A 25531-nucleotide genomic window follows, 5' to 3' on the forward strand; every position below is an offset into this window, starting at 1 on the left:
ATTGTAGCACTTGATTTTAGAGGTGATGATAATGAGACTGTTTAGTAAAATAGTGATAACAAGTATGATTTTATCCATCTTTAGTTTGCTAGCTTCAGTTATAGCTGTCGGAAATGATTTGAGATTACATTCCACGAATGACAAAAGAAATGCTGAATCGGACGTTTACGAAGTTTCCGGTCCGTTATATAAAAAGGTCATTCTTGAAAGAATCTATTTAGATGGTGAAGTAAGTGAAGAAATTGTAAATGAAACGATTTGGTCAATGGAAGACTTTTGGGCGCTATACGCTGACTGGCAACTAGTTGAACAAAATGACGAACAAATTGTTTTTATGCGACATATTGAAGATATTTCGCCTTTATTAAAGGCAAATGGTTATTTCGGTATTAATGATAATGGTGTATTGATGATTTTTGAAGGGAAACCAGCAGGTGGGAGTCGAGTCATTCAATCTTTTTATCAAATTGATATAGGAAAACTCGAAAGTCACCAACATGATTTATTAAAACGAGGTATTCCTGTTGAATCAAAGGATAAATATAATCAAGTTATTGAGGCGTTTAAGCACTTTCAAGCTAGTGTACCATAATTGAATATAATAAATTGGGTATATTTGCAAGTTGGTTGGCAAACGTTGTCGCTTCTTCTCTAAAATATGTTTTTAACAGTGACTTCAATTAACATATTCTTTCTTGTACAAGATTTTGCTTCATTGTGAATAAAGTATGGTAAAATGATGTACAGCAAAGATGAGGAGAGAGAAAGTTGATTGAATTTATCAAAGGGAGTATTCAATATATAAACCCAGAATATATTGTTATTGAAAATAATGGGATTGGTTATGAGATTCAAACACCAAACCCTTATGTTTTTCACGTACAAAGAGAGGAAACTATCTATACATATCAGTACGTTCGTGAAGATGTTCTAGCTTTATACGGATTTCAAACAAGAGAAGAAAAAGCATTATTCCGTAAACTTTTACAAGTCTCTGGAATTGGTCCAAAAGGAGCACTTGCAATCTTAGCTGCTGGACAGCCAGTGCAGGTTGTCAAAGCAATTGAACAAGAAGATGAAAAGTTCTTAGTGAAATTTCCAGGGGTAGGGAAAAAAACTGCTAGACAAATGATTCTTGATTTAAAAGGTAAACTTGAGGACTTAGTAGCAGTGCCAAATTTATTTACTTCAGATGATAGTATAGAAGAACAAGAGAATGGGCCACAGGCGCTACTTGAAGCGATAGAAGCTCTAAAAGTTCTCGGTTATGCAGAAAGAGAAATTAATAAGGTGAAAAAACATTTACTTGAAGAACAGCTTACGACTGATCAGTATATCAAAAAAGCATTACAAAGGCTATTAACGTAGGAGGCTTGAAGCGATGGAGGAGCGCCTTGTTTGTAGTGAAGCAGATATTGATGATGTATCATTAGAGCAGAGTTTACGTCCACAAACTTTAAAGCAGTATATAGGTCAAGAAAAGGTTAAGGAGAACTTAGAAATATTTATTGAAGCAGCAAAGCAGCGTCAAGAAACATTAGATCATGTATTGCTTTATGGTCCACCAGGACTGGGGAAAACAACGTTGGCAACGATTATTGCTAACGAAATGAATGTGAACATTAGAACAACTTCAGGGCCTGCAATTGAACGTCCCGGTGATTTAGCAGCGATATTAACATCTTTAGAGCCTGGTGATGTTCTTTTTATTGATGAAATTCATCGTTTGCCAAGAACAATTGAGGAAGTTTTATACCCAGCTATGGAAGATTTTTGTATTGATATAGTAATAGGAAAAGGCGAAAGTTCACGATCTGTTAGACTAGATCTCCCACCATTTACTTTAGTTGGTGCAACGACGAGAGCGGGTTCATTATCAGCTCCTCTTCGTGATCGGTTCGGTGTTTTGAGTAGATTGGAATATTATAATGAAAAGCAGCTCACCACAATTGTTGAAAGAACTGCTGATATTGTCTCCGTAAATATTGACCTTCAGGCTGCAGTAGAAATAGCAAGGAGATCACGAGGAACACCAAGAATAGCAAACCGCTTACTTAGACGTGTGAGAGATTTTGCTCAAGTACGAGGTGATGGGGATATTACAAATGAAAATGCTATTAAGTCCCTAGAATTATTACAAGTTGATCGATTAGGATTAGATCATATTGATCATAAACTATTAAAAGGAATAATAGAAAAATTTCGTGGAGGACCTGTTGGTCTTGAAACAATTGCGGCTACGATAGGTGAAGAAGCACAAACTATTGAAGATGTATATGAGCCATATTTATTGCAGATGGGTTTTATACAACGTACTCCGAGGGGAAGAATGGTAACGAACATCGTTTACGATCATTTCGGTATGGAGGTGCCAAACATTTGACAGGAATACCGAAAGTTGTGATGATAGTGGGTGCGGTAATTTTTATCATTGGATTTTTAATGCAATTTATTTCTTTTGGTAAATTGCCTGGTGATATTGTTATTAAAAAAGGTAACTCGACTATTTTTTTCCCGATTGTAACTTCAATTATTCTTAGCGTATTATTAACGCTCATACTTTTTGTCATAAATCGTCTGAAATAATTAGATTCTTATCAATTTCATAAAAAATGAATGAAGCTGTATTAATTATGTATCAAACCTGAAAAAGAGAACAACACTTATGAGGTGACAGCATTGAAAGTAGACTTATTTGATTTTGATTTACCTGAACAATTAATTGCTCAAACACCGCTTGAGAATCGTGAAGCATCAAGATTAATGGTGTTAGATAAACAAACTGGTGAGATCAACAATCAACAATTTGAAAATATTGTATCCTTTCTCAATGAAGGTGATTGTCTCGTCTTAAATGATACGAAAGTATTACCCGCCCGTTTATTTGGTGAAAAAGAAGATACTGGTGCGAAAATAGAAGTGTTGCTATTGAAGCAACAAAATAACGATGAATGGGAAACATTAGTTAAACCTGCAAAAAGAGTAAAAGAAGGAACCATCATTTTATTCGGCGATGGGCGATTAAAAGCGGAATGCACGCATACTAGTGAACAAGGAGGAAGAACTTTAAAGTTTACGTATGAAGGTATATTTATAGAAGTGCTAGACGCTCTAGGAGAAATGCCATTACCTCCATATATAAAAGAACAGCTTGAAGATCGTGAGCGCTATCAAACGGTATTCGCACGTGAAATAGGATCAGCTGCTGCTCCTACTGCCGGGCTCCATTTTACAGAGCAAATATTAACAAAACTTCGTAATAAAGGTGTGCACATTGCTTTTATTACACTTCATGTTGGATTAGGTACTTTTCGACCTGTAAGTGTTGAATCAATTGAGGAGCACGATATGCATGCTGAATATTATCAAATGACAGAGGGTACAGCAAAACTGTTAAATGATGTGCGTAATAGTGGAGGAAAGATCGTAGCAGTTGGGACAACTACAACTCGGACGTTAGAAACAATTGCAAGAGACAATCATGCAAAATTTACCTCTTGTAGTGGTTGGACTAATATATTTATTTTCCCTGGGTACCAATTCAAGGCAATAGATGCAATGTTAACAAATTTTCATTTACCAAAATCTACACTCATTATGCTTGTTAGTGCTTTAGCAGGAAGAGAAAATATATTAAGAGCCTACAACATGGCAGTGAAAAAAAATTATCGCTTTTTTAGTTTTGGAGATGCAATGTTGATTAAGTAACACTAACAACTAAGCATGTGTATATAAGAAATACTGAAATACCTTATAGGAAAGGATTAATATATGACAGCAATTACTTACGAACATATTAAAACTTGCAAACAAACAGGTGCTCGTTTAGGTAGAGTACATACTCCTCATGGCTCATTTGAAACACCTGTATTTATGCCAGTCGGCACGTTAGCAACAGTAAAAACGATGTCTCCTGAGGATTTGAAGGAAATGGGTGCTGGTATCATTCTTAGTAATACATATCATCTGTGGCTACGTCCAGGACATGATATTGTTAAGGAAGCAGGTGGCTTACACCAATTTATGAATTGGGATAGAGCAATATTAACAGATTCAGGAGGCTTTCAAGTATTTAGCTTAAGTGACTTCAGGCGGATTGAAGAAGAAGGTGTCCATTTTCGTCATCATTTGAATGGCGATAAGCTGTTCTTATCACCAGAAAAAGCAATGGAAATTCAAAATGCACTCGGTTCAGATATTATGATGGCTTTTGATGAATGTCCTCCGTATCCTGCTGAATTTGATTATATGAAAAAATCTGTAGAGCGTACGAGCCGTTGGGCTGAGCGTTGTTTAACAGCTCACAATAGACCTCATGATCAAGGGTTGTTTGGAATTGTTCAAGGTGGAGAGTATGAGGAACTTCGTAAACAAAGTGCAGCAGACCTTGTCTCATTAGACTTTCCTGGTTATGCTGTTGGTGGATTATCGGTTGGTGAACCGAAAGATGTTATGAATCGAGTGTTGGAATTTACAACACCATTACTGCCAACTAATAAACCGCGATATTTAATGGGTGTAGGGTCTCCAGACGCTTTAATAGATGGTGCTATTAGGGGTATTGATATGTTTGATTGTGTGTTACCTACACGCATTGCTCGGAATGGGACCTTGATGACTAGTAAAGGGCGTCTCGTAGTGAAAAATGCAAAATATGCTCGAGACTTTAATCCTTTAGATGAGCATTGTGATTGCTATACGTGTAAAAATTATTCTCGAGCTTATATTCGACATTTGTTAAAATGTAATGAAACGTTTGGAATTAGATTAACGTCTTATCATAACCTTTATTTTCTGTTAAAATTGATGGAGCAGGTCAGACAAGCGATACGTGAGGATCGTCTTGGAGACTTCCGAGAGGAGTTTTTTGATCGCTACGGTTTCAATAAACCAAATGCCAAACAATTTTAGCTTAAGAGGTTTTGTTCATAAGGCATTGACTTTTGAGCATTTACATAAAAGGGGGTGAAAAAATGGAAGGGATTTTAAGTTTCTTGCCCTTGCTGTTAATGTTTGTAATCTTTTACTTCATTCTTATTCGACCACAACAAAAGAGGCAAAAAGCTGTTCAGCAAATGCAAAATGAACTAAAAAAAGGTGATAAAATCATCACAATTGGTGGTTTACACGCAATCGTTGATTCAATTGATGAGAACAAGATAATCCTCAAAGCAGGAGATGGGGCTCGTCTTACATACGATCGTCAAGCTGTTAGAGAATTAGTATCAGAATAACGTATGTAGAGGTTGACTATATTATTTAGTCAACCTCTTTTCATTTGCGTAACCTTACGAAAAAATATTTCATTTAGAATAGTTGATCATATCTGATATAAGTTCCATCGTTCTAGAAAGAAAAAATAATATAAAAATGTATCAATGTTCTTATCATAGTTTGAAAAATTAATAACTACAACTTTTTTTCTTTACCTCATGCCAAAACCGAGTAATGATCTTCTGTTACACATTAAGTTTCTCTTGTTGGTGTGGAGGAAATATTCACTCCTATTATCCCTCCAAAAATAGAAGTAACTAAAAAACCAGTATGGAACAACAACTGCTGTAATGTAAATGGAGAATCGTATCCTAAATATTGTACGAGGAAAACAATGAAAGTATACACAATACTAGTCATAGCTCCGACTAGCCACCCTTTTTCTTTTCCTTTACCTCCTGAAACGAATCCTCCAATAAAGACAGCGATGAACCCAACGATTGTAATCGCCCAAGAAAGAGATAATTCATTTAAGTTAGTAAACCTAAGAAGTAATGAAAATAACATGCTCATTCCTAAGACAATAATTAAAATTGTTAATACTCCATAGAGTATTGCTCCACTCATTTTTTTTGTTTCCATTTTCACCATTCCCCTTCCGTATATATTGAACAGTTGACTACGCTTTTCTTAATGTCCAGCTCCAACGCCTATTCCCTCGAGGTCACTTCACCATTTGATTCGAAGGCAAAAAGTGTCTTAAAAAAAAATTCTTCCAGTGTTTGTCGGGGAGAATTGTGGCGTCTCCATTTTTCTTATAGTACGAGCATATTCAGTAAATAAAAAAATAGAATATAAATATTTTTTTGGATAAGCATCATATGATTATAAAGAAGGTGTTCAAAAAGTCGGGAAGATAAATAACATAACTGTACTTGAGCTTTATGTACCCATCTATATTCGCCATGAAACATTACAGCTCTAAGTAAGGATTTCTTTTTGAACAAGATATTTAAAGGGGACAAGGAAGGAGAAATGGAATGAGTTCTATGCTTGCTCTCATTATTTTTATTATTTCATATATCGTCATTATGACTGAAAAGCTAGATCGGACCCTTGTTGCAGGACTTGGGGGAGTAACAATGCTAATAGTGGGGATCTTTGATATTGACGCCGCATTTTTAGAGTATATAGATTGGAATACGATTGCGTTATTGTTTTCCATGATGATTCTCATCTCAATTACAGGTCAAACAGGGGTATTTGAATATGTTGCGATTGTTGTTGCAAAATTAGTAGGAGGGAAGGCGATTCCTTTATTAATCGTTATCTCTTTAATAACTGCGGTTGGGTCTGCATTATTAGCTAATGTTACGACAGTATTACTACTAGTTCCAGTCGTTTTAACGTTAACTAAATTACTACATATCCCAGCTGTGCCTTATTTGATTGCAATTATCATATCGTCGAATATAGGTGGGACAGCTACATTAATTGGAGATCCACCGAATATTATGATTGGTCAAGCGGTCAAACATTTAACGTTTAATTCTTTTATAATCCATCTCTCCCCAATCGTCTTAGTCATTTTTACATTAATTATCGGTGGTTTAGCTTTAATTTATGGAAAACAATTACATGTTAAAGAAGAATATAGGAAGCGATTAATGGAAATTGATCCTGTTGAATATTTACAAAAAAATGCTACTTTAGTGAAGGCGTTAACTGTATTATGTATGACGTTTACAGGGTTCATTTTGCATCCGTTTTTACATATTGACTTAACTAGCGTGGCATTGGCAGGTGCCCTGTTATTATTATTATTGACCCATAAAGAACACAAACCAGAAGATGTTTTTAAACAGGTAGAATGGGGAACTTTATTTTTTTTCATTGGATTATTTCTATTAGTAGGCGGGTTAGAAGAGGTAGGTATAATTAATGAAATGGCTAGAGGAATTATGTATTATACAGAAGGAGATTTACCAAAAACAGCTATGTTAATTTTATGGCTAACAGGAATTTTTTCAGGATTTGTAGATAATATCCCATTTGTAGCAGCAATGATTCCAGTTATAGTGGAGTTTCAGGATTATGGGATGACTAATGTTGATCCATTATGGTGGTCGTTAGCGTTAGGAGCTTGTTTAGGAGGAAATGGTACGCTATTGGGGGCATCCTCAAATTTAGTCGTTGCTGGTTTAGCTGCAAAAGCGAAGCAACAAGTAAATTTTCTAGAGTTTTTAAAAATAGGGTTTCCAGTTGTTGTAGTGTCACTATTTATTTCATCTATTTATGTTTATTATCGCTATCTAATAGAATTTTTATAAAGCTGGAATATGAAAGAAGTTTATTAGTAAGGCTCTTTTCGTAAAGTACTTTTGTTATGAGATTAGTACTATAAAAATAGGTTTTATATTGTTAGTCGTCTTTGTACAGAAGAAAAGATGCCACGAGCTCTAGTTGTGTACGTGTTTGGTTCTTAGGACGAAGAGCAACAATTAATGCGAGCCATTACAAATAAGTTTTTGGAAATCATCCTTGAAAAGGATGATTTTTTTAAAGGTTTCATGGAATTTTATGTTAAGATAAAAAATAATTTGTATGATGGAAATGAATATAGTATGAAATGAGGGAGAGATAATGAATATTCGTATTTTGGCTGAGTCTGATGCTCCTATCTATCAAGAATTTCGATTAAAGGCCTTACAAACTAATCCTGAAGCGTTTGGCTCAACATATGAAAGAGAAGTCCAATTTTCAACTGATACCGTTGTAGAGCGAATAAAACCATCTAAAGATAAGTTTGTTTTAGGCTCTTTTGATAATGATGGTTCATTATTTGGAACTGTTACTTTTATTCGTGAAAGCAATGTTAAGACTGCTCATAAAGGAAATGTTTTTGGTATGTGTGTAGCTCCTGAGGTTAGAGGGCAAGGTATCGGAAAAGAACTGATGATGGAACTTATAAAAATGGCAAAAGGGTGCGAAGGATTAGAACAAATCAATTTAACCGTAGAACATAATAACAAATATGCTAAAAAGTTATATGAATCTGTTGGATTTAAAATTTATGGAATAGAGCTTAAATCATTAAAGTTTAATGGTCAATACTTTGATGAAGATTTAATGGTATTTGTTTTATAAACTCATCAACTACAAATTTGGGTGGATTTAAAATTTTATTATTTAGGATAGAAAAGACCGACTTAACAGAAGTCGGACTTTTTGTGTAAATTGCAATGTGAATTAGTAAGTGTTTCTTTTGCGAATTCATATATACTTTGCTTTAAGGATAGCTCTTCCTCTAAAAGTAGAGTCGCTTTCAATGCCGTGGATAACGATTGCTCGACGTTCATTTTTCTACCTTTTAAATTATTTGCCGCTAGTTGTAAATAATTTTCTTAATATAGGTACCCGAGCGAGCTCTTCAGGTTTGATTAAGTTAAAGATAATTAATAATAGAAAATACGTAAGAGATGTACTAATAATCGCAAATAGCGTTTTAAATATTAATGAATCCATAGTTAATAGATAAGAAAATACATAGTGTCCAACAATACCTGAAATGATAATTGTTAAACCCGTTTTTATATAATCCTTTACGTAAAAAGTATAGGAAATGACTTTTAATACTGTTGAAAAATGAAGTAGAGTAACTAGCATCATTGATACGACAATAGCGAGTGCAGCTCCCATTATCCCTATTTCTGGCTGAGTTGCTAAGGCAAATATCGCAGCTAATTTAACGATTGCCCCTATTAAACTATTTATCATAGCGGCTTTTGCCAAATCAAGAGCTTGAAGTGTTGCTTGTAATGGCCCTTGAAAATAATGTAAAATAAAAAAAGGAGCCATTAATTTTACATATATCGCTGCATTGCTAGTCCCGTACATAATCTCCATAAGAGGTGTGGCAAAAATATAAAGAACAACTACAGCTAAACCTCCAGTAACAAAAGATAGACGTAATGCTTGCTGTAGCCTATATTCCACGATCTGCATTTTGTTATTTGCAGCAGCCTCACTAATGGCAGGTACTAGTGCAACTTGTAATGAATGAGTAATAAAAGAGGGTAAGAACATTAATGGAAGGGCATATCCTGTTAATTCCCCGTATTGTCTTGTAGCAAGAGATATTGAGAGCCCTGCTATAGCGAGGCTTTGCGCAACGACAATGGGTTCAAAAAACCATGAAATTGAACCAATTAATCTGCTTCCAGTAGTAGGCAATGCTATTCTCATCAACCCATTAAACGTTTCTTTTCCACCTTTCATTGATTTAAAAAAATGTCTGCGAACTCTTATTCTCTTATTTAGCTTAAACATCGTTATCATATAAATAAGTGAAGCAAATTCGCCTATCACTACAGAAATCATTGCACCAGCAGCAGCAAATTCAATCCCATAAGGTAAAAAAGCTTTTGTAAAGACTGCTACGAGTGTAATTCGAACGATTTGTTCTATCACCTGTGAAATAGCTGGTGGTTTCATATTCTGCTTCCCTTGAAAATACCCTCTCATAACCGATGACAATGCAACAATTGGAACAATCGGAGAAATCGCTAACAAAGGATAAAGTGTTCTTGAATCGGTTAATAGCGTATTGGAGAGTAATGGGGCAAATCCAATCATTCCACTTGTAAAAATAACGCTCGTAATAAGTGTAATTGATAACGAGATAACTAATATTTTTTTGATTTTTCTTCTGTCACCAACTGCTTCTGCTTCTGCTACGAGCTTTGATATTGCAACAGGAAGTCCAAGCTGGGTTAAATTAATTGTTAGAATCAATGTCGGCACGGCCATCATATATAGGCCGACGCCTTCTTCACCAATCATTCTAGCTATTACGACTCTGTTAATAAATCCTAGAATTCTTGTTATTAAACCAGCTATAACGAGTATAAGCGTACCTTTCAAAAATGTTTGTTTTGTCATCTTGGTCCCTACCTTCTCAAAAAGGGTGATATCATATACAATTAACTATATGCATGTGGGTTGGCCAAGCATGACAAGTATGGGAAAAGAAATACGAGGTTGTTTCATAACATTTAAACGTTTTCTATTTCTAACGTAGGAGTGGATAATATTGAATAATAAATTGGATGTTCTTGAACAATTTAAAGCAATTTGTCAACCTGCTCTAACGAGTAAATTAGAAGAGTTCTGCATGTTTGGTTATGAAGATGTAACTGAGGAGCAGCTATGGGAGTGCTTAAAGAAAAAAAAGTGGAAGCGAGTAAAAGAAGGAAAGAAACTTTACGAAATGGTAAATGATATTTTGACGCTTACGATAAGCGAATATATGAGCTATATAACAATTGAAGCATATAAAGCACCAAATTTATTTAGTGAAGAAGGAAGAGATGTTTTAAATCAACTATTATAGGCGGGTATATCTTTTATTGTGGAACAATGCACATTTAGCGTGAAATTGACAGGTAGTTAAATATGTTTCATAATTGTTTTGTTAGAGAAGGTTACCGACATATAAGATATACATTATTAACGCAAAGAATAGTTCTAAGGTGCTTGTGCTTTTTTGTTAATTTTAAGGAGGATTTTTAGTTATGGTAAAAAGAGGTCGCATCGTAGCGTTTTTTTTGCTCGTGCTAGTGATTGGCAGCACGATGGGCTATACGCTAAAAGGAATAACCAACGATATTAAGTTAGGTCTTGACCTACAGGGTGGCTTTGAAGTTTTATATGAAGCTATACCTGTACATGAGGATGAGGAAATAACCAACTCAATTTTAGAAAGTACAGCTGCAGCTCTGGACCGACGTGTGAATGTTTTAGGTGTGAGTGAACCTAGTATTCAGATTGAAGGTACAGATCGAATTCGTGTGCAATTAGCAGGTGTTGAGGATCAAAATAAAGCAAGAGAAATCCTATCTACAGGTGCAAAGTTAACGATTAGAGATGTTAATGATAATATCATGCTAGATGGTACAGATTTAGAAGAGGGTGGTGCGAGTTCATCTTTTGATGAAAATGGCGCGCCGATTGTATCCCTTACAATAAAAGATGCAGATAAATTTGGTCAAGTTACTGAACAAATTTTAAATATGGCTCCAAATAATCAATTAGTTATGTGGCTTGATTTTGAAGAAGGTGTAGACTCATTTGAAGAGTTAAAGAACACGAATAGTGACAAAATTTTATCTGTTGCAAATGTAAATGAAGTATTGAATATTAAAAATCCAATGATAACAGGAAACTTTACTGTAACTCAGACGAAAGAGCTTTCTGATTTGTTGAATGCCGGAGCGCTACCAGTAGATCTAAAAGAAATTTATTCTACATCGGTAGGTGCCAAATTCGGAGAACAAGCAATGGAAAAAACGGTATTTGCAGGGATTGTCGGAATTGCAATCATCTTTATATTTATGATCGGTTATTATCGTTTTCCTGGATTAATCGCGACAATTACTTTAAGCATTTATATTTTCCTTATTCTGCTCGTTTTTGATTTAATGAATGGTGTTTTAACTTTGCCAGGTATCGCTGCGTTAATCCTAGGTGTAGGTATGGCTGTTGATGCAAATATCATTACATATGAGCGAATTAAGGAAGAAATTAAGCTAGGTAAATCGACGATGTCTGCTTTCCGGGCTGGAAACCGCAGGTCGTTATCAACTATTCTAGACGCTAACATTACTACATTGTTGGCAGCAACAGTATTGTTTGTATATGGGACAAGCTCAGTTAAAGGGTTTGCAACGATGTTAATCGTAAGTATTATCGTCAGCTTTATTACGGCTGTATATGGCTCAAGAATTTTGCTTGGCTTGTGGGTGAATAGCCGTTTCTTAAATAAAAAGCCTGGTTATTTTGGAGTTAAGCAAGCGGATATATTAGATATTGCAGACGTAACAGATGAAACAGAATTATCGACAAAATTTGATAAGGTTGATTTTGTAAAGCATCGTAAGAAATTTTTCCTATTCTCAGGGGCTATGGTTGTAGTTGGAGTGCTTCTTCTATTAACAATGAAGCTTAATCTCGGCATAGACTTTGAAAGTGGAACGAGGGTAGAAATCGGTGCTAGTCAATCGCTCACAGCGAAAGAAGTAACTGAAGAGCTTGGTCAGATAGGTTTAGTGCCAGATGATGAGATCGTACTTTCAGGAACAAATAATGAAATTGCAGTTGCACGCTTTTTAGGAGTACTTGAGCAAGCTAAAATTAATGAACTTAAGTCTCATTTTATTGACAAATACGGTCAAGAGCCTAATGTAAGTACAGTTTCTCCAACTATCGGTAAGGAACTAGCTCGTAATGCATTCATATCTGTATTGATTGCATCTATAGGTATCATCATTTATGTTACCATTCGGTTTGAAATGACGATGGCGTTAGCAGCCATTGTGGCATTGTTACACGACTCATTTTTCATTATTGCATTCTTTAGTTTAACTAGACTCGAAGTCGATTTAACATTTATTGCAGCGGTCTTAACGATCGTAGGTTATTCGATTAATGATACGATTGTTACATTTGATCGTATACGTGAAAACTATAAGAAGAACAAGAAAATTAAAACATTTGAAGATCTAGCAGCTGTTGTAAACAAAAGTCTACAGCAAACGTTAGCAAGGTCTATTAATACGGTGCTTACTGTAGTTGTTGCTGTAGGTGCATTGTTAATATTCGGAAGTGAATCAATTACAAACTTCTCATTTGCGTTACTGATCGGTTTAGTTGCAGGAACATATTCATCTATGTTTATCGCATCTCAGCTTTGGTTAGTTTGGAAAAGCAAGAAGCTAGGCCTTAGAAATCCTTCAAAAAAATTGTAAGAGAACAATTTAAGCTATAATAACATTTTTGCAAAGGCTCTTTTCGTATACTTTGATGCTATTGTTACCAAATTAAACAGCTGAGAAAACAAACAATGCGAATTAACCCTTTGCAATAGCCGTGGTACATGTACTACGGCTTTTTTATGTAGGCTCTACTTTTTTCTTCATAAAATAGAAGCAAAGATGCGACTAAAACTAATTTTATACGTGTATATATTTTAGTATTAAAAACAACATTCTATATGAAAACAGCCTTATGTAATAGAAAAGGTGTAAGGGTAAGACAAGAAATTAATATGTCTTAGCAGGCAATAGATTGAATTTGAAACACAACTAGCTCTCTAGTATAATAGGGCTTGTTTTAATAAAGGGGAGATAGTATGCTACAGTCTAAAACTCGATGGAAAATAAATGAATGTAATGAAGAACAAGTACATCACCTTGCAGATGCACTAAGTATTACCCCTCTTGTTGCAAAATTACTCATCAATCGTGGCATAGATACTATTGAAGATGCTCATGCCTTTCTAAATATAGAAAATCAAGAATTTCATGACCCGTTTTTATTAGAAGATATGGATGTTGCTATTGAAAGAATAAAGCAAGCGATTGAACTTGAAGAAAAGATTCTCATTTTTGGTGACTATGACGCAGATGGTGTAAGTAGTACAGCAGTCCTACTATCAACTCTTAATGATATGGGAGCTACAGTAGACTTTTATATACCCAATCGGTTTACAGAAGGATATGGACCGAACGAGGAAGCTTTCAAATGGGCAAAAGAAGAAGGGTTTTCGCTAATCATAACTGTTGATACTGGAATTGCTGCTTTAAATGAAGCAACGGTTGCAAGGAAATTAGGGTTAGATTTAATTATAACTGATCATCATGAGCCAGGTCCTGAGCTTCCTGATGCGTTAGCAATTATCCACCCTAAAAAGCCAAATAGCGTATATCCGTGCAAAGAGTTGGCAGGGGTTGGTGTTGCATTTAAAGTGGCCCACGCATTACTTGGCGAGGTACCGACATCACTCTTAGATATTGTCGCCATTGGAACAATTGCAGATTTAGTCCCTCTATCTGGAGAAAATCGTCTAATTGCATATAAAGGAATTAAAAAGCTTCAAGTGACATCTAGAAAAGGAATAAAAGAATTATTGAAAGTTTGTCGTGTTGATGCAAATGAAATTAATGAAGATACAATTGGCTTTGCTATTGCACCGAGACTTAACGCAGTTGGTAGGTTGGATTCTGCTGATCCAGCAGTTCATTTACTAATGACTGATAATGTAGAGGAAGCCGCTCACCTTGCTAATGAAATAGATCTGTTAAATAAGCAACGTCAGCAGCTAGTAAATAAAACAACAGAAGAAGCGATAAAACAAGTTGAGGAACAATACCCTCTAGAGGAAAATGCTGTGCTTATTGTTGCAGATGAAGGTTGGAATTCAGGGATAATCGGTATCGTTGCATCACGTCTTGTAGATAAATTCTACCGTCCAACCATTGTTTTAAGTGTAGATCAAGAAAATGGACTAGCAAAAGGGTCTGCTAGAAGCATTGAAGGCTTTGATTTATTTGCAAATTTATCAAAATGTCGTGATATTTTACCTCATTTTGGTGGTCATCCTATGGCTGCTGGGATGACACTACAGCTTGATGATATTGAAGATTTACGCTACCGTTTAAATGCTATAGCTCAAGATGTTTTAATCGAAGAGGAATATGTCCCCATTACCAACATCGATACAACATGTTCAATTGACGAAGTGACGATTTCAACAATTGAGCAAATTGGCAAATTGGCACCATATGGAATGAACAATCCAAAGCCAAAGTTTTTGATAGATAGTGTCAATATTAGCAACATGCGTAAGATTGGGGCTGATCAAGCACACTTGAAAGTAGTGCTTGAAGAAGCTGGGAGTCAATTAGATACAATTGCTTTTAGATTTGGTTATTTGTATGATGATATATCTCCCCTTTCTCGAGTATCTGTCGTAGGAGATTTATCTATTAATGAGTGGAACAATAATCGAAAGGCTCAATTAATGCTGCAAGATATTAGTGTGAATGAGTGGCAACTTTTTGATTATAGGGGTACAAAAGATGTAGAAAAATTGATCGAACTTATTCCATCACATAAACTACAGCTAATCATCTTTAATGAGCAAACGATAGGTAAATTACAACTTAGCAAGTACGAGAATGTTATTTATAAAGTTGAAGCGCACGATGATGTTATCGACATAAGTTCAAAACACGTTATTTTGGTAGATCTACCATCATCGATTGAGCAGATAAGTTTGCTCCAACATGCCGGTTTACCTGAACGAATATACGCATTGTTCCACCATGAACAAGATCATTTTTTTACTACAATACCAACTCGAAAGCATTTTTCTTGGTATTATCGCTTTTTAGTACAAAAAGGCTCTTTCGATTTGAACCGTTACGCTGAAAAGTTAGCTATTCATAAAGGATGGACAAAAGAAACAATAGAATTTATGTCAAAGGTGTTTTTTGAATTAGAATTTGTTAAAATAGACAATGGATTCATTTCTATATCAAATCATACAGAAAAAAGAGATTTGACTGAGTCAATAACGTATCGCTCAAAACAAGCACAGCTTGAGCTTGAACGTACATTTTCGTATTCATCATATCAACAATTGAAGCATTGGTTTGATAACAATAATAATAAAGGTTCGCAGGAGGCAGTGAACGAATGGATTTAAAAAAATATGTTACCGTAGTACCAGATTTTCCTAAAGAAGGAATACAATTTAAAGATATCACCACGATTATGGATAAAGGTGAAGTCTATAAATATGCAACAGATCAAATTGTGAAGTATGCAAGTGAAAGAAAAATTGATTTAGTAGTTGGACCAGAAGCAAGAGGATTTATTATTGGTTGTCCAGTAGCATATGCGTTAGAAGTAGGGTTTGCACCTGTAAGAAAAGAAGGTAAATTACCTCGTGAAGTGATAAAGGTCGATTATGGATTAGAGTATGGAAAAGATGTGCTTACGATTCATAAAGACGCGATAAAGCCAGGACAAAGAGTATTAATAACTGACGACTTATTAGCAACTGGTGGTACAATTGAAGCAACAATCAAACTTGTAGAAGAATTAGGTGGAGTTGTGGCAGGAATTGCCTTTTTAATCGAACTTTCGTATTTAGATGGTCGAAATAAGATTGATAATTATGATGTTCTTTCATTAATGGAATTTTAAGTTCTTCCACACGCTAAACATAGAATTTAAGAGAGCGCTCATTTTGAAGAGGGCTCTTTTTTCAAGCTTTGTCAATTAAATAGGCTCTTTTTAAACTTTGTTGCAATTGTTATCCAATTAGTACAAAAATTAGAGGTTTTACATGGTTAGTCATTGTTGTACCCAGTAAATCTAGTTGTGTATATGTTTGGCTCTTACTACGAAAAGCAACAATTAATGAAAAAGAAGCCATTAAATAAGATAAACCTATGTCTACATTTTAGTGGAAGAGCATGCTTTTCGGGGAGAATCATGGATGACGACATTCCATCATTATCATGTGTTGGCTCGCTTTTCCGTTTAAACAATACTTTACATCTACTCGAAATTTCATGATAATAAATACAATACTTATTGTAAAGGTGATATCATGGCTAATGAACATGTGTTAACAGCTGAACAGGTAATTGACAAGGCAAGAGCTTACTTGTCACAAGACGATATTGAATTTATCGCAAATGCATATCAGTTTGCGGAGCAAGCTCATCATGATCAATTTCGAAAATCTGGTGAGCCATATATTATTCATCCTATTCAAGTAGCAGGAATACTCGTTGATTTAGAGTTAGATCCTGCAACGATTGCAGCAGGTTTTCTTCACGATGTTATAGAGGACACTGATACTTCCATTGAAAAAATGACAACTGAGTTTGGCAAAGAAGTTGCTATGCTTGTAGATGGTGTAACAAAGCTCGGTAAAATTAAATATAAATCTCATGAACAACAGCAGGCTGAGAATCACCGAAAAATGTTTGTTGCTATGGCAAAGGATATACGCGTAATTTTAATAAAACTAGCAGATCGCTTGCATAATATGCGTACATTAAAGCATTTACCACATGAGAAACAAATGCGTATATCAAATGAAACTCTTGAAATTTTTGCCCCATTGGCTCATCGCCTTGGAATATCAAAAATAAAATGGGAGCTAGAAGATACTGCGTTACGATATTTAAACCCTCAGCAATACTATCGTATTGTGAACTTGATGAAGAAAAAACGGGCTGAAAGAGAGCAATACTTAGCTGAAACGATACAGGACTTAAAAACAAAGGTAAATGATGTATCGATTAAGTCAGAAATATATGGACGCCCTAAACATATTTACAGCATTTATCGAAAAATGATTCTACAAAATAAACAATTTAATGAAATCTATGATTTATTAGCTTTAAGAATTATTGTAAATAGCATCAAGGATTGTTATGCGGTCTTAGGAATTATTCATACGTGTTGGAAGCCTATGCCAGGCAGATTTAAGGATTATATAGCAATGCCAAAGCCTAATATGTATCAGTCCCTTCATACGACTGTTATAGGCCCAAAAGGTGAGCCTATGGAAGTACAAATACGAACGACTGTAATGCATCAAATTGCAGAATTCGGGATAGCGGCACATTGGTCGTACAAAGAAGGTAAAACTGTTAGTGATAAATCCTCATTTGAAACAAAAATGACTTGGTTCCGGGAAATTTTAGAGTGGCAAAATGATGCAACTAATGCAGAAGAATTTATGGAATCATTAAAAATTGATTTGTTCTCGGATATGGTATATATCTTTACACCAAAGGGTGATGTAATCGAGTTACCATCAGGTTCGGTTCCTATTGATTTTGCTTATCGTATTCATTCAGAAATTGGTAATAAGACAATTGGTGCAAAAGTTAATGGAAAGATGGTAACACTTGATTATAAATTAAGAACAGGTGACATTATTGAAATATTAACGTCGAAGCATTCTTATGGTCCAAGTCAAGACTGGTTAAAGCTTGCTCAAACTTCTCAAGCGAAAAATAAGATTAGACAATTTTTCAAGAAACAGCGACGTGAAGAGCATATTGAAAAAGGACAGGAATTGATTGAGAAAGAAATTAAGAACCTTGAGTTTGACGTGAAAGAAGTATTATCACCAGAAAATTTAAAGGTTGTTGCTGAAAAGTTCAACTTCAATAATGAAGAAGATATGTATGCAGCTGTTGGATTTAATGGAATTACAGCTGCTCAAGTTGTTACTCGTCTTACTGATAAATGGCGCAAAAAGAAAGACGAAGAACTAGAGAAGAATATTACAGAAGCTGCATCGGAAGTAAGACAAATTCCTATTCCTCAAGCCAAAAAGCGTGATGCAGGAGTTCGTGTGCAAGGAATTGACAACTTGCTCATTAGATTATCAAAATGTTGTAATCCTGTACCAGGTGATGAAATTGTTGGCTTTATAACAAAAGGGCGAGGTGTGTCCATACACCGTGATGATTGTCCCAACATAAATACTGAAGACGCTGAGAAAAGACTTATTCCTGTCGAATGGGAAGGTCATGCTAAAGAAAGTCGCGAATACAATGTGGAGATTGAGATAACAGGGTTTGATCGTAGAGGTCTGCTGAATGAAGTTCTGCAGGCTGTTAATGAATCAAAAACGAACATTTCATCTGTCACAGGGAAAACAGACCGTAATAAAATGGCTATGATTAATATGGCCATTTTTATAAAAAACATTAGTCATTTACAAAAAGTAGTAGAAAGAATTAAGCAGATTCCGGATGTGTATTCTGTTAGAAGGATCATGAATTAGAGAGGATATAACGATATGAGAGTAGTCGTGCAACGCGCTAAAAACGGAAAGGTCATTGTAAATGAGCAAACAGTTGGCGAAGTTTCTCATGGGCTTATGTTGCTAGTAGGTGTAACGCATGCTGATACAGAAGAAGATGCTAAATATTTAGCTGAAAAAATTGTTAATCTTCGAATTTTTGAAGATGACAATGGAAAAATGAATCTTTCATTATTAGATGTCGGTGGGCAAGTACTTTCTGTATCGCAATTTACATTATATGGTGATTGCCGTAAAGGACGGAGACCTAATTTCATGGAGGCAGCTAAACCTGAGCAGGCGAAAGCCATTTATGATTTATTTAATAAACAATTAATGAACAATGGTGCTATTGTTGAGACAGGTCAATTCGGAAAAATGATGGATGTTGATTTTGTCAATGATGGACCAGTGACATTAATCATTGATAGTGAGAGAGCGTAAATGAAGAGGTTGTCCAGAAAGTCAATGAATGACTTTCTGACAACCTCTAATTTTTGTTAAAATATTGTGCAAGCCCATAGTAGAGTGCATTCCCTATCGCTTCTTGAAAGTGTGTTGAATTGATCATTAATTCTTCTTCGTTATTGCTTAAAAACCCTAATTCTAGAAGCGCTGATGGCTGCTTGTTTTCTCTTAATACATGATAATTGCCAAATCGGGCACTTCGATCATTTAAATTAGTATAGTTAATAAGTTGTTCATGTAAAGATACTGCTAATTGTTTATCTTTTGTTTCGTCATAGTAAAATGAAGTAATTCCACTTACCCCTCGATCAGTTGTACTGTCGTAATGTAAACTAATAAAGGCATCAGCATTATAATAATGTGAAATACTAACTCTGTTTCTTAACGAAACGTAAATATCTTCTTCTCTAGTTAAAAAGACTGTAGCTCCAGCAGCAGATAGCTTGTCTTCTAAGATGTTTGCAGTCCTAACAGTAATGTTCTTTTCTAGCGAACCTTTTAAACCAGTTGTTCCGCCGTCACGTCCACCATGTCCAGGATCGATGACGATAATTTTATCCTTTAAATATTGTTCAATGCCATTTTTTTCTATAATGGGTACATTTGTAGATGCTTTGACAATCCAGCCTGCAACATATGCAGTGCTTTCATTAGGTAATTGAATTTTATACCAATCTCCATCAACATCAAGGATTGGATAAGTATCACCTTCATTTGCACGTACGACTATATTTGCAGTCGTTGATGGCTTATCTCGTAAATTTGTCCCATTATGTAAAATACGAACAGTATTCTCTTCCTCTGTAGGTTCATTTACTGGGTTAGGGTTATCTTGTTCTTCAAAAAGCTTGACGTACCAGCTAGCAACCCAGCCTTCACCTCCGAGCCAATTGATTTTGTACCACTTGTTATTTTCTTCTAATATGAGTATTTCTTCCCCTTGAGGTATATTACCTACAATGTTTCCATCTAATGAATAATCGCTCCTTACGTTAAGTGTCGTTGCTGTTACTACACCTTTTATATTTGTATGTTGTTGCTCCTCTTGTTCTGATTCAGAGCCATCGGTGTCCTCGTTTGGGTTTAATGAGTCCAATTCCTGTTGTTGTTCATTAATAATATTGACAAATGATTGATGAATCCAGCCAGAAGTATTCATGTATGAAATTTCAAGCCAGTTTTCTTTTACGCTTATTATTGCATTCTCTTCTCCATTATGAAGCTGGCCGATAATTTCTGACTCTAAAGAAGGTTCACTTCTAACATTTAAGCTATCCACAGAGATTTGAGCAATGATTTTCTCTTGTTCTATAGGAGTGGTTAAATTAGATTCAGATGGTGACAAGTATTGTGAAGAGACCCATCCAACTTGACTGGCAAATGAAATTTTTGTCCAATCCCCTTGTTGCTCAATTACATTAGCATAATCACCCTGATTCATCGAACCAATAATTTGAAAATTACTTCCTGGACCTTGTCGTATACGTAGCTCATCTACATTTGCAGTAACTTTTGATGGCGAGCTATATTTTTCCGTAATGAGATTTTGGGTGACCAACCATGAGGCAACCCAGCCAGTTTGTTGATTTGGTAATTGGATTTGAATCCAATCGTCTTTTGTTGCTATTAATGTAAACTGTTCATCCTGTTTAATATTTGTAATGACCTCATATGATAAACCAGGTCCTGTACGCACGTTTAATGTTGTAACATTCACTGCTATTGTGTCTGTTACAGCATAAGTAATTTTATTATTAGGTATAAGAATAACAAGAATTAGGACAAATAAACATATCTTCTTGAACAAACAATGTACCTCCTCTATTAGCTTTTTGCCACCTTTACTCTTTCGCTAACTTTTTTATATTTCCTTGTATTTTTAATGAAATATTTTCAGTTAGAAGGGAAAACTACTACTATTACATGGAGAAATATAGATGCAGCAGAAAATGGTATAGAAAGGAAGTTTTTTCGTGAGATATAGTGAGAAAAGTGCGATTAGCGGAAAAGAAGGCAACCAATTATTCGGTGTGGACTTCCACGACTTTATTCAAAGAGAGAATGATTCTACATTAATAGAATTAGCGTCGGAGTATGGATTAGCAGTGAAAGATATAAAAAAACTAAAAAAACATCTGCACAGATCATAATAATTATCGAATTCTCTTGACAAGTTTTCTGTTCATACGTATGATAATATAAAATTCTTTCTGAAAATAATATTGAAGCAACCAGTGAAAGAGAATAGTAGTTAAGGAATCACATGAAAAGAGAAGAAATGCCATTAGGCTGAAAGCATTTCATCATGCTGACTTAACGAATGAACACTCTGGAGGTTTCTCTCTGAAAAATTATTAATTGTTAATTGAAAATGGTCAACTGTTTTTGAGCATTTACAATTAACAAGGTTTGACTAGGAGAAGGACGTAATCAGGCGTTAACTGACTAAGTGGAAGCAAATGTAATTTGCTTCAACTAGGGTGGCACCACGGGTAAATGATAACTCTCGTCCCTACGTATAGTAGGGATGGGAGTTTTTTATTTTGGTTAATTTAGGAGGAAAATGTATGTCTTATCAAATACCAAGGGGAACACAGGATATTCTCCCGGATGAAGTTGAGCGATGGCAATATGTTGAAGAAAAAGCTAGGGAGTTGTGTGGAAAATATAATTACAAGGAACTCCGCACGCCAGTTTTTGAACATACAGAGCTATTCGCTAGAGGGGTAGGAGAAACAACAGATATCGTTCAAAAAGAGATGTATACATTTGAAGACAGAGGTCAAAGAAGTTTAACTTTAAGGCCTGAGGGTACAGCATCGGTTGTTCGAGCTTTCGTAGAAAAAAAGATGTTCGGGAGTCCTAATCAACCTACAAAACTATTTTATATGGGTCCAATGTTTCGTTACGAAAGACCGCAATCAGGAAGGTTTCGTCAATTTGTACAATTTGGCATAGAAGCGCTCGGAAGTAATGACCCTGCAATTGATGCTGAAGTAATTGCGATAGCAATGGACTTATACAAAAGCTTAGGGCTTACTAATTTAAAGCTTGTTATCAACAGCTTAGGTGATCAGGGAAGTAGAGTGGCTCATCGTGATGCCCTTATTAAGCACTTTGAACCTAAAATTGATGAGTTTTGCACCGATTGTCAAACTAGATTGGAGAAAAATCCATTAAGAATTTTAGATTGTAAAAAGGATCAAGGTCATGAATTGATGAATTCGGCACCTTCCATATTGGAATATTTAAATGATGAATCAAAAATATATTTTGATAAGGTTCAGACGTATTTAACAAGCTTACACATTCCCTTTGAAGTAGACGCTCGCCTAGTTCGAGGACTTGATTATTATAATCATACCGCATTTGAAATAATGAGTAATGCAGAGGGCTTTGGCTCCATTACAACTTTATGTGGTGGTGGTAGATATAACGGTTTAGTACAGAGTATTGGTGGGCCAGAAACACCTGGTGTTGGGTTTGCGCTAAGTATAGAACGACTGTTAGCAGCAATTGATGCTGAGAAAATACAGCTTCCTATAACGAGTCACATCGATTGTTACGTTGTTACGCTAGGAGATAAAGCGAAGGATATGTCCGTCTCCATAGTACATCAATTACGGAATGCTGGCATAATTGCGGAGAAAGATTATCAAGATAAGAAGTTAAAAGCTCAATTCAAATCGGCTGACAGGTTACAGGCAAAATTTGTTGCTGTATTAGGTGACGAAGAGATAGAGAGAAACGTAATTAATGTAAAAAATATGAGTACTGGTGAACAAAATGAAATAGATCTGAATGATTTTACGTCATATGTAATGGAAAACATACAATAGGGGGATTCTTATGTTTGGAAGATCATATTTTTGTGGGCAAGTAACAGAGCAGGCAATTGGAGAAAAAGTAAAATTAAAAGGGTGGGTACAAAAAAGACGTGACCTAGGTGGCTTAATATTTATTGATTTACGTGACCGTACGGGGATCGTTCAAGTAGTATTTAATCCAGAAATGTCTCCTGAAGCTTTAAGTATAGCAGAGAAAGTAAGAAATGAATTTGTTCTTCATATAGAAGGTAAAGTAGTAGCTCGTGAAGAGGGCACGATTAACGAAAACCTTAGTACTGGAAAAATTGAGGTACACGCAGAACAGGTTACAATCATTAATTCAGCAAAAACACCTCCTTTTGTAATTGCTGATCAATCAGAGGTTTCTGAAGATACCCGCTTAAAGTATCGCTACCTAGATTTTCGAAGACCTGTCATATTTGATACGTTAAAAATGCGCCATAATATTACGAAATCAATTAGATCATATTTAGATGGTGAAGGGTTTTTAGATATTGAAACGCCAATTCTAACAAAGAGTACACCAGAAGGAGCGCGTGATTATTTAGTACCTAGTCGTGTTCATGAGGGAGAGTTTTATGCGTTGCCACAATCACCTCAATTATTCAAACAATTGTTAATGGTAGGCGGCATCGAAAGATATTATCAAATTGCACGTTGTTTCAGAGATGAAGATTTACGAGCAGATCGCCAACCTGAATTTACCCAAATTGATATTGAAACTTCCTTTATGGATCAAGAGGATATTATTTCGATGACAGAGCAAATGATGTTAAAAGTCATGAGTGATGTAAAGGGTCTGGAAGTATCGCTTCCGTTCCCACGCATGACCTATGACGAAGCTATGAATAGATTCGGTTCTGATAAACCTGATACGCGCTTTGAGATGGAGCTAGTAGACTTATCGGAACAAGTTCAGGACTGCGGATTTAAAGTGTTTTCAGGGGCTGTTAATTCTGGTGGTCAAGTCAAGGCACTTAATGTGAAAGGTGCTGCGAACTCTTTTTCTCGAAAAGATATAGATGCTCTAGCTGATTTTGTTAGTGTTTATGGCGCAAAAGGGTTAGCTTGGTTAAAAGTAGAAGAAGAAGGGCTTAAAGGTCCAATTGCAAAGTTTTTCAGTGAAGAAGAACAAAACGGCTTTATTTCTTCTTTAGAAGCTGTTGCAGGAGACTTATTATTATTCGTAGCTGATAAAAAAGCAGTTGTGGCAGATGCTCTTGGTGCATTGCGCATAAAGCTAGGAAAAGAATTAAACTTAATTGATGAGAATAAATTTAATTTCCTGTGGGTAACAGACTGGCCTTTATTAGAGCATGATGATGAAGAAGGGCGTTATTACGCAGCACATCATCCTTTTACAATGCCTGCTCGAGAAGATATTGAATTGTTAGATACAGACCCTTCTCGCGTAAAAGCTGTAGCATATGATTTAGTGTTAAACGGCTATGAATTAGGTGGAGGGTCACTGCGTATATATGAAAGAGAGTTACAAGAAAAAATGTTTAAAGCTTTAGGCTTTACAGAGGAAGAAGCTAACGAACAATTTGGCTTTTTGATGGAAGCATTTGAATATGGGACACCACCTCACGGAGGTATTGCTTTAGGTTTAGATCGAATTGTCATGATCTTAGCAGGTCGCTCTAATTTGCGTGATACGATTGCTTTTCCGAAAACTGCTAGTGCTAGCTGTTTACTAACAGAAGCACCTGGAGAAGTAAGCATCGAACAATTAGCTGAACTTAATTTAGCGCTAACTGTGAAAAAAAGCTAATATGTCCAATATTTCCTCAACTTGATAACTGTAAATTGGTGTGATATTATAATAACAGAACTTGAAAGTCCTGATGTGTTCGTCTTATAACCTATTGTTTTGACCGAACAATAAGTTATACGGGAGCTTGAGTTTTCAAACGGCGTACATGCCTTCTGGATTTTAAGGACGTACTAACATTTGGAACAGGGCACCCACCTGCGGAGTGCGGGATCAAAACGAAGGCATCGACGGCACAATTGGGACTTCCGTTATAATAAAACAAAAAAGGTAAACCCTATACATGATGTATAGGGTTTTTGTATCTATTAAAGTACATAAATACCGTACATTTGTAACAGACGTAGCTTGAAAATCTTACAATGGACTGTTTTCCTAAGAAATAAAAAATTGTTCACAGCTACAGTTCGTTGCAACTTTTGTTCTAGATTACGACAGCAACGATACAAAACGACTTTTTGCCAATACTGTTACATTTTGTATCTTTACGAAAAAATGATGTTCAAATCTTGTATTTATTATAATTTATGATATTATTTTTATCGGAAA

General features: G+C 35.4%; 21 protein-coding genes, 1 other RNA gene and 1 other annotated feature. Of the genes, 19 read left to right on the forward strand and 3 right to left on the reverse strand.

The annotated features are described in order from the left end of the window. Positions 1-31 precede the first annotated feature (31 nt). The 7 genes from SLH52_RS02760 (at position 32) to yajC (ending at position 5234) form a co-directional block, all read left to right on the forward strand. Entirely contained in the window at positions 32-592 is a 561-nt protein-coding gene (locus SLH52_RS02760; RefSeq protein ID WP_320207769.1) for an intercompartmental signaling factor BofC, read from the forward strand. 176 nt (positions 593-768) lie between these two features. After that, positions 769-1368, forward strand: coding sequence for a Holliday junction branch migration protein RuvA (gene ruvA, locus SLH52_RS02765; RefSeq protein WP_320207770.1), 600 nt, complete (start codon positions 769-771; stop codon positions 1366-1368). Between the two features lie 13 nt (positions 1369-1381). Next, the gene (gene ruvB / locus SLH52_RS02770; protein ID WP_320207771.1) at positions 1382-2383 is read left to right on the forward strand and encodes a Holliday junction branch migration DNA helicase RuvB; all 1002 of its coding nucleotides are present in this window, start codon (positions 1382-1384) and stop codon (positions 2381-2383) included. Further along, positions 2380-2586, forward strand: a complete 207-nt coding sequence (locus SLH52_RS02775) for a DUF2905 domain-containing protein (protein WP_320207772.1) — start codon at positions 2380-2382, stop codon at positions 2584-2586. Before ruvB ends, SLH52_RS02775 begins: the two co-directional genes overlap by 4 nt. Positions 2587-2679: 93 nt before the next feature. After that, positions 2680-3708 (forward strand): tRNA preQ1(34) S-adenosylmethionine ribosyltransferase-isomerase QueA, encoded by a 1029-nt coding sequence (queA, locus tag SLH52_RS02780; RefSeq protein WP_320207773.1) that lies wholly within the window; start codon positions 2680-2682, stop codon positions 3706-3708. A 63-nt stretch (positions 3709-3771) separates the two neighbouring features. After that, positions 3772-4911 (forward strand): tRNA guanosine(34) transglycosylase Tgt, encoded by a 1140-nt coding sequence (tgt, locus tag SLH52_RS02785; protein ID WP_320207774.1) that lies wholly within the window; start codon positions 3772-3774, stop codon positions 4909-4911. 62 nt (positions 4912-4973) lie between these two features. Further along, the gene (gene yajC, locus SLH52_RS02790) at positions 4974-5234 is read left to right on the forward strand and encodes a preprotein translocase subunit YajC (RefSeq protein WP_320207775.1); all 261 of its coding nucleotides are present in this window, start codon (positions 4974-4976) and stop codon (positions 5232-5234) included. A 232-nt stretch (positions 5235-5466) separates the two neighbouring features. Here yajC and SLH52_RS02795 read toward each other — a convergent pair whose 3' ends face one another. Continuing rightward, positions 5467-5856 (reverse strand): TIGR04086 family membrane protein, encoded by a 390-nt coding sequence (locus SLH52_RS02795; protein WP_320207776.1) that lies wholly within the window; start codon positions 5854-5856, stop codon positions 5467-5469. A gap of 398 nt (positions 5857-6254) precedes the next feature. Here SLH52_RS02795 and SLH52_RS02800 point away from each other — a divergent pair, with 398 nt between their 5' ends. Further along, positions 6255-7544 (forward strand): ArsB/NhaD family transporter, encoded by a 1290-nt coding sequence (locus SLH52_RS02800; RefSeq protein ID WP_320207777.1) that lies wholly within the window; start codon positions 6255-6257, stop codon positions 7542-7544. Between the two features lie 313 nt (positions 7545-7857). Further along, the gene (locus SLH52_RS02805; protein WP_320207778.1) at positions 7858-8361 is read left to right on the forward strand and encodes a GNAT family N-acetyltransferase; all 504 of its coding nucleotides are present in this window, start codon (positions 7858-7860) and stop codon (positions 8359-8361) included. 228 nt (positions 8362-8589) lie between these two features. Here the strand turns inward: SLH52_RS02805 and spoVB are convergent, their stop codons facing one another. Next, positions 8590-10155 (reverse strand): stage V sporulation protein B, encoded by a 1566-nt coding sequence (gene spoVB / locus SLH52_RS02810; protein WP_320207779.1) that lies wholly within the window; start codon positions 10153-10155, stop codon positions 8590-8592. A 151-nt stretch (positions 10156-10306) separates the two neighbouring features. On the opposite strand from spoVB, the gene SLH52_RS02815 reads away from it, so the two are divergent. From SLH52_RS02815 to dtd, 6 genes are all read left to right on the forward strand, one after another. Continuing rightward, entirely contained in the window at positions 10307-10606 is a 300-nt protein-coding gene (locus SLH52_RS02815) for a post-transcriptional regulator (protein ID WP_320207780.1), read from the forward strand. Positions 10607-10787: 181 nt separating this feature from the next. Beyond that, on the forward strand, positions 10788-13019 hold the full coding sequence (gene secDF / locus SLH52_RS02820; RefSeq protein ID WP_320207781.1) for a protein translocase subunit SecDF: 2232 nt from the start codon (positions 10788-10790) through the stop codon (positions 13017-13019). Positions 13020-13402: 383 nt separating this feature from the next. Continuing rightward, positions 13403-15760, forward strand: coding sequence for a single-stranded-DNA-specific exonuclease RecJ (gene recJ, locus SLH52_RS02825; protein ID WP_320207782.1), 2358 nt, complete (start codon positions 13403-13405; stop codon positions 15758-15760). Further along, a complete protein-coding gene (locus SLH52_RS02830) occupies positions 15751-16263 on the forward strand; it encodes an adenine phosphoribosyltransferase (protein ID WP_320207783.1) in 513 nt (170 codons plus the stop codon). The genes recJ and SLH52_RS02830 overlap by 10 nt, the downstream gene beginning before the upstream one ends. Positions 16264-16672: 409 nt before the next feature. Further along, positions 16673-18874: a bifunctional (p)ppGpp synthetase/guanosine-3',5'-bis(diphosphate) 3'-pyrophosphohydrolase gene (locus tag SLH52_RS02835; RefSeq protein ID WP_320207784.1), complete on the forward strand. Its 2202-nt coding sequence runs from the start codon at positions 16673-16675 to the stop codon at positions 18872-18874. A gap of 15 nt (positions 18875-18889) precedes the next feature. Further along, positions 18890-19336, forward strand: coding sequence for a D-aminoacyl-tRNA deacylase (gene dtd / locus SLH52_RS02840; protein WP_320207785.1), 447 nt, complete (start codon positions 18890-18892; stop codon positions 19334-19336). A 46-nt stretch (positions 19337-19382) separates the two neighbouring features. On the opposite strand, the gene SLH52_RS02845 is transcribed toward dtd, so the two are convergent. Further along, the gene (locus SLH52_RS02845; protein ID WP_320207786.1) at positions 19383-21167 is read right to left on the reverse strand and encodes an SH3 domain-containing protein; all 1785 of its coding nucleotides are present in this window, start codon (positions 21165-21167) and stop codon (positions 19383-19385) included. Positions 21168-21333: 166 nt separating this feature from the next. Between SLH52_RS02845 and SLH52_RS02850 the strand changes: the two genes are divergently transcribed. From SLH52_RS02850 to ssrS, 4 genes are all read left to right on the forward strand, one after another. Further along, on the forward strand, positions 21334-21510 hold the full coding sequence (locus SLH52_RS02850; RefSeq protein WP_214480410.1) for a hypothetical protein: 177 nt from the start codon (positions 21334-21336) through the stop codon (positions 21508-21510). 75 nt (positions 21511-21585) lie between these two features. Continuing rightward, positions 21586-21877, forward strand: a binding site (T-box leader). A gap of 50 nt (positions 21878-21927) precedes the next feature. Continuing rightward, the gene (gene hisS / locus SLH52_RS02855; RefSeq protein WP_320207787.1) at positions 21928-23199 is read left to right on the forward strand and encodes a histidine--tRNA ligase; all 1272 of its coding nucleotides are present in this window, start codon (positions 21928-21930) and stop codon (positions 23197-23199) included. Positions 23200-23209: 10 nt separating this feature from the next. Then, positions 23210-24982: an aspartate--tRNA ligase gene (aspS, locus tag SLH52_RS02860; protein WP_320207788.1), complete on the forward strand. Its 1773-nt coding sequence runs from the start codon at positions 23210-23212 to the stop codon at positions 24980-24982. 64 nt (positions 24983-25046) lie between these two features. After that, positions 25047-25232: non-coding RNA, 6S RNA (gene ssrS, locus SLH52_RS02865), on the forward strand. Positions 25233-25531: the final 299 nt, after the last annotated feature.

It is taken from the genome of Cytobacillus sp. IB215665 (assembly GCF_033963835.1).
In the GTDB taxonomy this organism is placed as follows: Bacteria; Bacillota; Bacilli; order Bacillales; family SM2101; genus Nanhaiella.